We start from the raw sequence: 13106 nt of genomic DNA, 5'->3' as shown, positions 1-13106 counted from the left end.
CGAGTTCTCGGCCTTTTTTAATGCCGTTGTGGCCAGTAATGGCGCAGATAGCGAGCCGCTACGTAAACCACCATGAGACTGGCTACAGCCAATTCTAGATAGGCTAGGCTCTCTACCAAGCTTTGCCCTAGACTGCCAGCCTCGATGCGATTTTGCATAAATAGCCCTAATTGAAATAAGGCGCTACTGCTGACGACCAATGGAAAGGTAAAGGCTGCGTAAGTTGGGCTAAAAGGTAGCTTGAGTAATAACAGTGCCAACAGTAAATAAACACTTAGGGTCATGAGTATTGCTAGGGCGGCAAGACTGTAAACGAAGGCCGGGTTTAGTTTTGGTGTAGTCACCAAGTAGGCCAATAAAATCAAGCTGGCTGGGGTGGCCAAAATGGCTAAAAAGGGGCGCTGCTCTAAGGCCAAAGGCGCCGCTTTAAGGCGATAAATGACCAAGGGCAGCAGCAGTGCATAGGCCAGTAAACTGCCATATAAGATAATTTTAATCAGCGGGGTAGACAGTGCGATTGGACTTACCACCAGCCATAAAGCCAAGCCTATGGGAGGTATAAACCAGCAAGGGATAAAGTGCTCTAACACTAAGTATTGACTGCGGTAGTAAGCAAAACTAAGCAGTAACAATAGTTGCAGAATAAATGCACCGAAGCCTAAAGCCACCGCCCACTCCAGTTGCACCACTGCCAGCGATTTGGCCATTACCATGATGCTCATGGTAACCACCGGAAGCATGGCGCCCGCTACAGGGTGTCGCAGTTCTTTAACTAACAGGCTTGGGCGGTAACTAAACTTTAACAGTAGCGGTAACACCAGTGCCGCCGCAACCAGGGCCCCGAGGTATTGTAGCCCGGTAGAGTGAGTGACATGCTGAGACCAAACTAAGCCAAGGCTAGCAATTGCTAAGCCAAGACCGGCAATCGCCGTAGGATAATTAACCAGTTTTGTAGTAAAGGCCATTGTTAGTTGAGTTCCTTGTTCCTCGGCTTTTGTTATTTAGCCCGCTTACGGCGTGTTATCTTTGCTGTCTTGATTGTGTTTTAGAATCTTAGCAAAGTAAGCGCGCAAGCTGACTAACATTAGTAAGCTAGGCGTTACCATGACCGCAGTGAGTATGAAAAACAGCGGCCACGAGTTTAGGTAGTCGGCCAGGCTGCCACTGAATGATGCCAGTGTGGTTCTGCCTAAGTTACCTAAACTGGCTAATAAGGCATATTGGGTGGCCGAAAAGGCTTGGCCGGTGAGCACGGTTAAAAATGATACAAAGGCCACGGTGGCGAAGGCGCTGGTAAAATTATCCACAATAATGGTGGCTAAGAATAGCTGCTCATCAGGACCGGTTGAGGCTATCCAGGCAAACATCAGGTTACTGGCAGACATGGCGATGCCTCCCAAAATCAAGCCCTTAACCAGACCAAAGCGCACATTGAAGGCACTGCCGATTAAGGTAAAGGCAACGGTGGCTCCCCAGCCAATCAGCTTAGAGTAATAGCCAATTTGATCGTTGCTAAAGCCGACTTCGCGATAGAAGGTGATCGACATTCTGCCCAAAAAGGCTTCGCCAATTTTGAATAAAAAGACGAATAACAGCAGCGTTACGGCGACTCTTACGCCATTACGCCGGAAGAAGTCGAGAAAGGGTTCTGCCACGGTCACGGTTAGCCAAGCCACCATGGGGGATTTGGTGCCGAGGTAGGCGGCGTGACGCGCTTCAGCCTGTTGTTGTAGGGCATCGCGGTTAGTCAGCGGTTCTTTTACTAATACGGTAAATAGCATTAAGAGCGCTACGATGATACACATGCCTAAATACACCCCGTTCCAGCCAATTTCATCGGCATTGATGAAGGCTAAATAGCCGGGGAGCGAGTAGCCGGTCCACCAACCAATGACGGCCATAGCCGACGCTTGCGGCAGGCGGTGCGGATCACTAGTAGAGAAACTGTCGATACGGTAAGCATCGATAGCTATATCTTGAGTAGAGGAGGCGGTGGCAATGCACAGGGCTAACAGTGAGGTAAACATCAGGCTTTTAGCCGGGTCGAACTGGGCGATGCCAAAGGTGCAGATTAATACGATGCTTTGGCAGAAAAATATCCAGCTGCGGCGTTGCCCCAACCAGGTATGCAGTAGTGGCAGCTTAACCCTATCCACCAATGGCGCCCACATAAAGTTAATCGCGTAAACCGTGAATACCGAGCCAAAAAAGCCAATGGCCGAGCGAGATAAGCCTGCATCGGTGAGCCAGCCCGACATGTTTGAGCCTATCAGCACCCACGGAAAACCACTGGCGCAACCCAGCATAAATACCCAAAGTAAGCGTTTATCAAGATAAGAGCGTAGTGTTTGGGACCAGTTTAGCGCAGTTTTCATAGTGATCCCGATGATGGGGGCGATGATCGGCCAAGGCTTAAGGCTGTGCCGGCTCCAGCAGTAGCCCGTCTTCGATGATGACGTTTTCCATGGGAGCGTTGTGCAAGCCAAGGATTTAGCGCTGTTTTCATATTATGCTCGGTGGCGGGGTGAAAGGCTAAGGTTGTGCTTGGTCTACAAGTACTACGTCTTCGATAATGACTTTTTCCATGGGCACGTTACGCATGCCGGGAATCGGACCGCTTTTAGTGGGTTTATTAACGATTTTGTCTACCACATCCATACCGGCACTGATTTCGGCAAATACGGTATAACCAAATTTATTGGGGCTGCCATCGAGATAGCCGTTGTCGATAACGTTAATGAAAAACTGGCGAGTGGCGCTATGCGGATCGTTGGTTCTGGCCATGGCTACGCTACCGCGGGTATTGCTTAGGCCATTTTTAGATTCGTTTTCTACTGGTTTATAGGTAGCGACTTGTTCGTAATTGATGGAGTAACCACCACCTTGAGCCATAAAACCGGGAATGGTGCGATGAAACAGGGTTCCTTTGTAGCTACCATCCTCAACGTAACGTAGGAAGTTAGCCACCGTTTTAGGCGCTGCTTCAGGTTTGAGCTGCATTTCAAAATTACCTTGGTTGGTAATAAAGCGGACGGTTTCTGCACTCACATTTAGGCTTAACAAGGCCACTGCGGCGGTGATAAGTCCTTTGCGTAAGATACTCAAATTCATTGTTGATTCTCCAATACTGCTAATAATTGAGGGTCGCTGGCAATTTCACTCAGTAGTTGTGACAGTTGTTGACTCATGGCCTCCGCCTGTTTATTCACATTGACTGAGAATGCCCCTTCATGGCTATGCTTTGAGCGAAATTGCTTAGTTAAGGTTTGACTGGGGTATCTACAGTAACGCTAATGCGTATGGTACTGCTGGCTTGGTATTTAACGCTGCTTTCGTCTACCCGGCTGGCTAGCTCAAGAATATCAATGGTAATGCGTTGTGGAGCATCGGCAACCACGCCTAAACCTTGTTGCTGCCAAGCTTGGCTTAACTGTTGTTCAATGCTTTGGCGTAAGTTATTGGCACTGGCGATAAGCTCAGCCTGTTCTTGGTCTTGTTGATGAATGCTGATTAAAAAACGGTTGCTGCGTAGATCTTGCGAGCGTATGGCGATGATACTATTTACCTGCTGCGCAGTGTTGAGTTCTACCTGAGGAGTAAGTTCAACCTGTTGAGGTTGGCTACTACAGGCGCCAAGTAGGAGAGTCATCCCCAATGTGAGGGCGGTTAATAAAGACGGCTTTTGCAATGGGATCACCTATATTGTCGGATTAACGCTTAGTACTGCTCAGAATAACAAATTTACTATTGCTGGCCAGCAACTTATAACCCCCAAATAAGCTTTTTAATAAGGGGTGGTAGCCAAGGTGGCGGTTGGCCACGACCAATAGCTGGCCGCCCGAGCGTAAGCAGCGCTTAGCGTCACGAAACATTTGCTGGGCGATATGGCTGGAAATGGTGTTTTGCTGATGAAAAGGTGGATTGCATAGGATCAGATCGGCGCTATCACTCTCTTGATGTTGCAGCCCGTTGTCTTGGCTAAAACGGCAGCGAGCTAGCTGTTCTGGATGATTTAAACTGACGTTATTTTGCGCCGATGCTAGAGCCATGGCCGACTCATCACAAAACTGAACATGGGCATTGGGATAAAGCTCTAAAGCGCGTAAGCCTAACAGGCCGTTGCCGCAGCCAAGGTCGATCACCGTTTCGACATCTTTGGCAGGAAGGTGCTGTAACATGAAGCGCGTACCAATATCGAATTTGCCAAAGCAAAATACGTTGGCGTGGTCCTTGAGTTGCCATTGGTATTCGGCAATCTGCCAGCACTTAGGGTAGGGCATTGCGCTGTGCTTTTGCTGGTAATGGCCAAACAATAAACGGGCTTTTTTCTTTGCTAGCGAAGTGGTGACATTACCGAGATGTTGTTCAAATAAGCTAAACACCGACTTGGGTAAGCTTTTTAACATCGCTCCACAGGCAAATTTACTACTTTCGTTTAATATACTTTGTAGGCTTATTAGCTGATATTCCAAGTAATTTAGGCTTTTGGCTAAGCGCATCAAAATCAGCTCAGCCGCGGGTAGTTCAGAAGTACTTGATACAATATTAAGCCGCTGTGGGTCGAGTTGATTGGCTGCTAGGTTTTGTTTTAGCGCTTGCTGTGCCACAAAGGAGTCACTTAGCCAAGTAATTTGGCTGTGGGCAAATTGCGGCATGGCTAACACACCACAGGCCAAAGCACCAAACTCATCATTAATAATGAGAATGTGATGCGCGATGGCGTTTTGCTGATTGGCATAATCAAGCAATAACTCATCGGCGGCGCTCCAAGCGCGTAAATCTTGGCTATGCTCTTGAGGATAACGTGATAAGTTTAGTGAGTGCGAGTTTAGCTGCAAATGTTGACTCATTATGGGTTTGTTGACGCAGGCCTTGAATAGTGGCAGCAGTGTATCTAAGTTGAGGCCTAAACTAAAGCAACAGTGACGAGGAATCGACTGCAGTGGAACCGGCAACACACAGTGATATTAACCAGCAATTGTTAGTTTATCGAGCTTGGTTAAATGCCGGAGAGGCGACACGGTTGTTTCAGCGCTTACAAAACGAGTTGCCATGGCAGCAACACCATATTCAAGTATTTGGTAAACGTTGTTTAGAGCCTCGCTTGTCATTGTGGGTAGGTGATGAAGACTGCGCTTACCGTTACTCTGGTCGCTGGCGTGAGCCAAGCCCTTGGCCAGACTATTTGTTAGCGTTAAAGCAAGCCTTAGAGCAGCGAGTTCAACAGCCGTTTAACAGCGTTCTGCTCAACTACTATCGAGATGGCGCAGATTATATGGGCTGGCACAGCGACAATGAGAAGCAATTGGGCTCGGCCCCGGTAATTGCATCGCTGAGTTTGGGCGAAGCGCGACGTTTTTTATTCCGCCATAAGCTGAATAATGAGCGCAGGGAATACCTTTTGGAACACGGCGATATGCTGCTAATGAATCAACTTTCGCAGCAGCAATGGCAGCACAGTTTACCTAAGATGCTGAAAGTAAAACGTCCAAGGATTAATTTAACGTTTCGTTATACAATGAGTTTAAGTTAATAAAGCAATGCAGGACTCTAGCATGCGTGTAGAAACCATCATCAAAGAGAAGTTACAACAGGCCTTTGCGCCACAATACTTAGCGGTAGAAAATGAAAGCCATATGCATAATGTGCCAGAGGGCTCAGAAAGTCATTTTAAAGTGACTATAGTGAGTGAGGAGTTTGAAGGGAAACGTTTGTTGCAATGCCACCGGGCGGTCAATCAGGCCTTAGCCGATGAGCTGAAAACCGATGTTCATGCTTTGGCGATGCACACCTACACCCCCAGCCAGTGGGCACAGTTGCAAGCTGTTCCTAGCTCTCCACAATGCCGTGGAGGCCACTAAGCAAACTTAATCATAGATACGCATCAAATAAGGATTGTTTAATGCGCTTATATATAAAAGTTAGCTTGTTAGCTTGTTTGCTAACATCCTGTTATGGCTCGATATTTAACGAGTCGGCCGCGAGTAAGCCAGAGTTTACTTGGACTTTGGTAACCTCATGGCCCAAAGACTTACCTGGTTTAGGTTCAACCCCTGAGCGTTTTGCAGAAGAAGTGCAAGCCATGAGTGGCGGACGCTTAACCATTAAGGTGTATGGCGCCGATGAGTTACACTCGGCCATGGATGTGTTTAAGGTGGTGTCTGAGGGCAAAGTAGAAATGGGCCACAGTGCTTCCTACTACTGGCAAAAACAGTTGCCTGCGGCGGTATTTTTTACTGCCATCCCTTTTGGTATGCGAGCTAAAGAGCTGAATGCCTGGTTATATCTTGGTGGGGGTTTAGAGCTATGGAGAGAACTTTATGCGCCCTACCATGTTATCCCTTTTCCGGGCGGTAATACCGACGCTCAAATGGGCGGCTGGTTTAATAAGAAAATCACCTCTATCGATAGTTTTAAGCAGCTAAAGATCCGTTTTCCCGGTTTGGGGGGCGATGTATTGACCAAATTAGGAGCACAAACCAGTACCCAGTCCGCAGGACAACTTTTTACCGCCTTACAATCAGGAGAGTTGGATGCGGTGGAGTGGGTCGGTCCCTATAATGATTTGGTGTTTGGTTTTCACCGAGTGGCTTCCTACTATTATTATCCAGGCTGGCATGAGCCCAGTACTAATTTAGAATTTATTGTTAATGAGCAAGCATTTAGAGCGTTACCTGCTGATTTACAAAGAATTGTAGAAAATGCTACTGAAGTGGTGAATCAAGAAACGCTTAATGAGTATGTCGTCTACAATGTAGAAGCATTGAATATACTGGCCAATGAGCATGGAGTGGAAGTATTGGCTTTCCCTCCCCCTGTGCTAGACAAACTTAAACAACTTAGTGCGGAAGTTATCTCAGATTTGGCTCAGCAGGATCCCTTCTTTGAAAGGGTTCTCAGTAGTTACCAACGGTTTCAATTTGGCGTTAATAAGTATAATCAGGTGGAGTTGCATCCAACAGCATTAGAATAATCTGATTATGTTGATTTTTTGTTTAGAAAAGTTTTCCAGCGGGCTTGGTTAAGGTTTGGTGGGCTAAAAAGTAGTTTTGTCTAAGTATTAACATTTTGCTAACACTTTGGCTGCGTAGGCTACATTTTTGGCCTTTTTCTTTGGTGAAATGGGGTTATTTGGTGCTAGAATAATCGCGATTTCTGTGTCTTGTTAGCTAATTGTCTATGACTTGTTAGTCGAACTAATTATTTTTGAGTGCAAAAGTTACACAGAGATCATCGCTCGTCTTCCGACCCAACACATGTGTAAGAGAGTATGATTACAATAAATAAAGGATTGGACTTGCCGATTAAGGGCAGTCCCAAACAACAAATAGTAGACGCGTCTATTGTTACCAAAGTTGCAGTACTCGGCGAAGATTATGTAGGCATGCGCCCTACAATGAAAGTTCGAGTTGGTGATGTGGTAAGTCAAGGTCAGGCGTTGTTCGAAGACAAAAAGAATCTCGGCGTTGTGTTTACCGCACCTTGTGCCGGTGTTATTCAGGAAATTAACCGTGGTGCCCAGCGTGTCTTGCAATCGGTAGTGATTGAAAAGCAAGATGGCGAAAGCATTGATTTTGGTAAGTTAAGCGACGCTGAGATTGATAAAGCAGAGCGCGCCCAAATCGTAGACCGGTTAGTTAATTCTGGTCAGTGGGTTGCGTTTAGAACGCGTCCTTATAGCAAAGTACCTGCGATAGATTCAGAACCCTCCGCTATCTTTGTTACTGCCATCGACACCAATCCATTAGCAGCCGATCCTAAAGTGGTTATCGACCAAAACCAAGCTGCTTACCTGACCGGTTTGCGAGTTTTGTCGCGTTTAACCAGTGGTGAAGTATTTGTTTGTAAAGCAAATAATGATTTGCCCAAGTCGGATGCAGCCCGTGTTGAAGAGCATGTTTTTGCTGGACCTCATCCGGCAGGCCTAGCCGGTACTCATATTCATACCCTTAAGCCGGCCAGTGCTCAACGTACGCTGTGGTCTATTTCTTATCAGGACGTGATTGCCTTCGGTCATCTGTTTGCCACCGGTAAACTTTACAATCAGCGGATTATTTCTCTGGCTGGCCCAGTGGTTAAAGAACCGCGCCTATTACGTACCGAATTGGGTGCCGACATCAATCAATTGATTGAAGGGGAATTGATTGACGGAGAGCACCGAGTGATTTCGGGTACGGTATTGATGGGTACTCATGCAACTGGTCCTCATGCCTATTTAGGTCGTTATCACATGCAAGTGTCAGCGGTGGAAGAAGGCTACGAAAAAGAATTTATGGGCTGGGCTGTTCCCGGCAGTAAAAAATTCTCTCTAGCTAAGGTATTCATCTCTGGCTTGAACAAGAGCAAATTGTTCTCATTCACAACGACCACTGGTGGTAGTGCTCGTGCCATGGTACCAATTGGTCAATATGAGCGAGTGATGCCTTTAGATATTTTACCCACTCTGTTACTTCGTGATTTATTGGCCAATGACACTGACAGTGCCCAACAATTGGGTTGCTTAGAGTTAGATGAAGAAGATTTGGCGCTATGTACCTTTGTGTGTCCCGGCAAATACGAGTACGGTAGCGTGCTGCGTGATTGCTTGACCAAGATTGAGAAGGAAGGTTAAGCATGAGTCTTAAGCATTTTATTGAAAAAATTGAACCGCAATTTCTACCTGGTGGTAAACACGAAAAGTGGTTTGCTTTATATGAGGCGACAGCGACATTTCTTTATACCCCAGGCCTTGTCACTAAAAAGAACACCCATGTTCGTGATGCGATTGATTTAAAACGTATCATTATTTTCGTTTGGCTAGCCCTAATGCCAGCGATGTTTTTTGGCATGTACAACACCGGTATTCAGGCTAATGAAGCGATTATGGCTGGCACTGGTAGTTTACCTGATGACTGGCATGGTGCCTTATTGAGTCTATTGGGCGTTCCTCTCGGGGCAGACGCTGGATGGTTCGCATCCTTGCTTTATGGTGCAGTGTTCTTTCTGCCTATCTACCTCACCGCGTTTGTTGTGGGTGGTTTTTGGGAAGTGTTATTTGCTTCGGTTCGCGGCCATGAAGTCAACGAAGGCTTCTTTGCTACTTCCATCCTATTCGCGCTAACGCTGCCCGCTACTATGCCTTTATGGCAAGTGGCTCTAGGTATCACCTTTGGTGTGGTGGTGGCGAAAGAAGTGTTTGGTGGAACCGGTAAAAACTTCTTAAATCCGGCTTTAGCGGGACGTGCGTTTTTGTTCTTCGCGTACCCAACCGCTATTTCTGGTGATGCAGTATGGACTGCGGTAGATGGCTTCTCTGGGGCAACCCCACTAAGTGTAGTGGCGGCTCAAGGTGTTGAAGGCTTAGCTGCACAAGGTATCACTTGGATGAATGCCTTCTTTGGCTTTATTCAAGGTTCAAGCGGTGAAACCTCAGCCTTCCTATTGGCGCTAGGTGGTTTGTTCTTGATTATTACTAATGTGGCTTCTTGGCGGATTGTCGCAGGCGTGATGTTAGGCATGATAGCTACCAGTTTGTTGTTAAACCTAATCGGTTCTGACAGCAACATGATGTTCCAATTACCACCACATTGGCACTTTGTATTAGGGGGCTTTGCCTTAGGCATGTTCTTCATGGCAACTGACCCTGTATCAGCTTCGTTTACCGATAAAGGTAAATGGTGGTACGGCGCTCTTATTGGCGTGATGGTAGTGTTAATCCGCGTGGTAAACCCTGCATTCCCAGAGGGCATGATGTTAGCCATTCTTTTCGCTAACTTATTTGCCCCGATTTTTGACTACTTTGTAGTTCAAGCCAATATCAAACGGAGGCTTGCTCGCGATGGCCAGTAATGATTCCTTAGCCAAAACCATAAAGGTTGTTGTTGGCGTAAGTTTAGTGTGTTCGATTGTTGTATCGCTGGCTGCCGTTGGTTTGCGAGGCATGCAGCAACAGAACGCCGCTGAAGATAAACAAAAGAATATTTTAGCGGTGTCGGGTGTGGATTTAGCCGGCCGTGATGTAGCGAAAGTTTACGCAGAGGTGATAGAGCCAAAAGTAGTAGACATTGAAACCGGTGAGTTTGTTAGTGATGACAAAGTTAATCCGGCTACCTTTGAACAGCGTAAAGCCGCAAAGGATCCTGATACCAGTATTCGTTTATCGGGTGAAGAAGATATTGCAGGTATTGTTCGCCGTTCTAACCTAGCTAGTGTGTATTTGGTAAAAAATGACCAAGGTGAAGTAGAACGAGTGATTTTACCCGTGCATGGCCGCGGTCTGTGGTCAACTATGTATGCGTTTTTAGCGGTACAACCTGATGGCAATACTATTGATGCCATCGTTTACTACGATCAAGGGGAAACTCCCGGATTGGGTGGCGAAGTGGCAAACCCACTTTGGCAAGCGAAGTTTGAAGGCAAAAAACTCTACGATGAAAATGGCGATGTGGCTATTAACATCATTAAAGGTTCTGCGCCTGAAGGTTCCCCACATAAAGTAGATGGTTTATCGGGGGCAACCTTAACCAGTAACGGTGTCGATCACACTTTTAAATTTTGGTTAAGCGATAAAGGCTTTGGTAAGTTCCTGGCCAAGTTGCAACAGGGAGGCTTAAACAATGGCTGATGCTAAAGAAACGAAAAAGGTACTGTTCGGGCCGATATTAGGTAATAACCCAATTGCTCTGCAGGTATTGGGTGTGTGTTCTGCTTTGGCAGTGACCAGTAAACTGGAAAACGCCTTTGTAATGACGCTGGCCGTGATGATGGTAACGGCATTCTCTAACTTGTTTATTTCGATGATTCGTAACCACATTCCAAGTAGTGTGCGGATTATCGTGCAGATGGCGATTATTGCTTCGTTGGTAATTGTGGTGGACCAAATCCTCAAGGCGGTGGTTTACGATATCTCTAAACAACTCTCGGTATTTGTTGGTTTGATTATTACCAACTGTATCGTAATGGGGCGTGCAGAAGCCTTTGCCATGAAAGAGCCTCCGATGAAGTCTTTCTTAGACGGCATCGGTAATGGTTTGGGTTACGGTGCAATTTTAATGTCGGTTGGCACAGTGCGTGAGCTGTTTGGTTCGGGTTCTTTGTTTGGTATCGAGATTATGCCTTTGATTAACAACGGTGGTTGGTATCAACCCAATGGTCTGTTGTTATTACCCGCGTCTGCATTCTTCATCATTGGCTTATTGATTTGGGGATTACGTACTATTTACCCTGAACAAGTAGAGCCGAAGGAGTAATCGAGTGGAACATTATATTAGTCTCTTAGTTCGCTCTATTTTCATTGAAAATATGGCTTTGGCTTTCTTGCTAGGGATGTGTACTTTCCTGGCCGTTTCTAAGAAAGTGAAAACCGCATTTGGTTTGGGCGTTGCCGTTACCGTGGTATTAGGTATTTCGGTTCCGGTTAACCAAATTATTTATTTTAACCTGCTTGCGCCTGGTGCCTTAGAGTGGGCTGGTCTACCAGATGCTGACTTAAGCTTTCTAGGCTTTATTACCTTTATTGGTGTGATTGCCGCTCTAGTTCAGATACTTGAAATGGTGTTGGATAAATACTTTCCAGCCCTTTATCAGGCCTTGGGTATTTTCTTACCGTTGATTACCGTGAACTGTGCCATTTTTGGTGGTGTATCGTTTATGGTGCAACGTGAATATAACTTAGGCGAATCTTTAGTTTACGGTTTAGGTAGTGGTATTGGCTGGATGTTGGCCATTGTTGCTCTAGCTGGTATTCGTGAAAAGATGAAGTACTCTGATGTGCCTGATGGTTTGCGTGGTTTAGGGATTACCTTTATCACGGTGGGTCTAATGGCGATGGCGTTTATGTCGTTCTCTGGCGTTCAGCTTTAAGACGGCCAATAACTACAAGGAAAATTAGTCGATGGAAATTATTCTCGGCGTAACTATGTTTACCTTGATCGTCTTGGCTTTAGTAACAGTTATTTTGTTTGCTAAGTCTAAGCTGGTCAGTTCTGGTGATATTCAAATTTTAATTAATGATGATCCCGATAAAGCGATTACTACTCAAGCCGGTAGCAAGCTACTTGGGGTGTTAGGTAATTCTGGGATCTTTGTTTCTTCTGCCTGTGGTGGTGGCGGTTCATGTGGACAGTGCCACGTACACGTACTTGAAGGCGGCGGCGATATTCTTCCCACTGAGTTGGACCATATTAGTAAGCGTGATGCCGCTGAAGGTCTGCGCTTAGCCTGCCAAGTTAACGTTAAGCAGGATATGAAGATTACTTTACCCGAAGAAATCTTTGGCGTGAAAAAATGGGAATGTACGGTTATCTCTAACGATAACAAAGCGACCTTTATTAAAGAGCTTAAGTTACAAATCCCTGATGGTGAATCGGTTCCGTTCCGTGCTGGTGGTTACATTCAAATTGAAGCGCCTGCCCATCATGTTAAGTACGCTGATTTTGATATCGAAGAGCAATACCGTGGCGACTGGGAACATTTTGGCTTCTTTAATTTAGAGTCTAAAGTGGACGAAGAAACGGTACGTGCTTATTCGATGGCGAACTACCCAGAAGAAGAAGGCATTATCATGTTGAACGTGCGTATCGCTACGCCGCCACCCAATAACATGAGCCTACCTTGCGGTAAAATGTCTTCGTTCATCTTTAACCTGAAAGCAGGTGATAAGGTTACTATTTCTGGCCCCTTCGGTGAATTCTTTGCTAAAGATACTGATGCTGAGATGGTCTTTATTGGTGGTGGTGCGGGCATGGCACCTATGCGCTCGCATATCTTTGATCAGCTTAAGCGTTTGAAGTCTAAGCGTAAGATTAGCTTCTGGTACGGTGCTCGCTCTCGTCGTGAGATCTTCTATGAAGAAGATTTTGACATGCTAGCGCGCGAAAATGATAACTTTGAATGGCACGTTGCGCTTTCTGATCCCCAGCCTGGTGATGATTGGGAAGGTAAAACTGGCTTTATTCATAACGTACTGTATGAAAACTATCTCAAAGATCACGATGCTCCAGAAGACTGTGAGTACTACATGTGTGGTCCACCGGTGATGAATGCCGCTGTAATTAACATGCTTAAAGATTTAGGTGTGGAAGACGAAAACATTCTTCTCGATGACTTTGGTGGCTAAGCAGTGAGTT

13 protein-coding genes and 1 pseudogene are annotated in these 13106 nt (G+C 46.1%); 9 read left to right on the top strand and 5 right to left on the bottom strand.

Annotated elements, in window-relative coordinates:
- Positions 1–17: 17 nt before the first annotated feature.
- The 5 genes and pseudogenes from AR383_RS07240 to AR383_RS07220 form a co-directional block, all read right to left on the bottom strand.
- The gene (locus AR383_RS07240) at positions 18–965 is read right to left on the bottom strand and encodes an SLAC1 family transporter (protein ID WP_055732527.1); all 948 of its coding nucleotides are present in this window, start codon (positions 963–965) and stop codon (positions 18–20) included.
- Between the two features lie 45 nt (positions 966–1010).
- On the bottom strand, positions 1011–2375 hold the full coding sequence (locus AR383_RS07235; protein WP_055732526.1) for an AmpG family muropeptide MFS transporter: 1365 nt from the start codon (positions 2373–2375) through the stop codon (positions 1011–1013).
- Between the two features lie 157 nt (positions 2376–2532).
- Entirely contained in the window at positions 2533–3111 is a 579-nt protein-coding gene (locus AR383_RS07230) for a peptidylprolyl isomerase (protein ID WP_055732525.1), read from the bottom strand.
- A pseudogene (locus AR383_RS07225) lies at positions 3108–3649 on the bottom strand (YajG family lipoprotein). Before AR383_RS07225 ends, AR383_RS07230 begins: the two are co-directional and overlap by 4 nt.
- 61 nt (positions 3650–3710) lie before the next feature.
- Complete coding sequence (locus AR383_RS07220) at positions 3711–4850, bottom strand: methyltransferase (RefSeq protein ID WP_055732523.1); 1140 nt, start codon at positions 4848–4850, stop codon at positions 3711–3713.
- 92 nt (positions 4851–4942) lie between these two features.
- Here AR383_RS07220 and AR383_RS07215 point away from each other — a divergent pair, with 92 nt between their 5' ends.
- From AR383_RS07215 to nqrF, 9 genes are all read left to right on the top strand, one after another.
- A complete protein-coding gene (locus tag AR383_RS07215) occupies positions 4943–5533 on the top strand; it encodes an alpha-ketoglutarate-dependent dioxygenase AlkB family protein (RefSeq protein WP_055732522.1) in 591 nt (196 codons plus the stop codon).
- A gap of 22 nt (positions 5534–5555) precedes the next feature.
- The gene (locus AR383_RS07210; protein ID WP_055732521.1) at positions 5556–5861 is read left to right on the top strand and encodes a BolA family protein; all 306 of its coding nucleotides are present in this window, start codon (positions 5556–5558) and stop codon (positions 5859–5861) included.
- A 41-nt stretch (positions 5862–5902) separates the two neighbouring features.
- Entirely contained in the window at positions 5903–6973 is a 1071-nt protein-coding gene (locus tag AR383_RS07205) for a TRAP transporter substrate-binding protein (RefSeq protein WP_055732520.1), read from the top strand.
- A 297-nt stretch (positions 6974–7270) separates the two neighbouring features.
- Positions 7271–8611, top strand: a complete 1341-nt coding sequence (locus AR383_RS07200; RefSeq protein WP_055732519.1) for a Na(+)-translocating NADH-quinone reductase subunit A — start codon at positions 7271–7273, stop codon at positions 8609–8611.
- Between the two features lie 2 nt (positions 8612–8613).
- A complete protein-coding gene (locus AR383_RS07195) occupies positions 8614–9828 on the top strand; it encodes an NADH:ubiquinone reductase (Na(+)-transporting) subunit B (protein ID WP_055732518.1) in 1215 nt (404 codons plus the stop codon).
- Positions 9818–10603, top strand: coding sequence for a Na(+)-translocating NADH-quinone reductase subunit C (locus AR383_RS07190; RefSeq protein ID WP_055732517.1), 786 nt, complete (start codon positions 9818–9820; stop codon positions 10601–10603). The genes AR383_RS07195 and AR383_RS07190 overlap by 11 nt, the downstream gene beginning before the upstream one ends.
- Positions 10596–11228, top strand: a complete 633-nt coding sequence (locus AR383_RS07185; RefSeq protein ID WP_055732516.1) for an NADH:ubiquinone reductase (Na(+)-transporting) subunit D — start codon at positions 10596–10598, stop codon at positions 11226–11228. The genes AR383_RS07190 and AR383_RS07185 overlap by 8 nt, the downstream gene beginning before the upstream one ends.
- A 4-nt stretch (positions 11229–11232) precedes the next feature.
- A complete protein-coding gene (nqrE, locus tag AR383_RS07180; protein WP_055732515.1) occupies positions 11233–11841 on the top strand; it encodes an NADH:ubiquinone reductase (Na(+)-transporting) subunit E in 609 nt (202 codons plus the stop codon).
- Between the two features lie 31 nt (positions 11842–11872).
- Entirely contained in the window at positions 11873–13096 is a 1224-nt protein-coding gene (gene nqrF, locus AR383_RS07175; protein ID WP_055732514.1) for an NADH:ubiquinone reductase (Na(+)-transporting) subunit F, read from the top strand.
- Positions 13097–13106: the final 10 nt, after the last annotated feature.

Origin of the sequence: Agarivorans gilvus (genome assembly GCF_001420915.1) — a bacterium.
GTDB classification, from domain to species: Bacteria; Pseudomonadota; Gammaproteobacteria; order Enterobacterales; family Celerinatantimonadaceae; genus Agarivorans; species Agarivorans gilvus.
The sequence above is the reverse complement of the archived record's forward strand: the minus strand, read 5'-3'. Positions and strand labels throughout refer to the sequence as shown.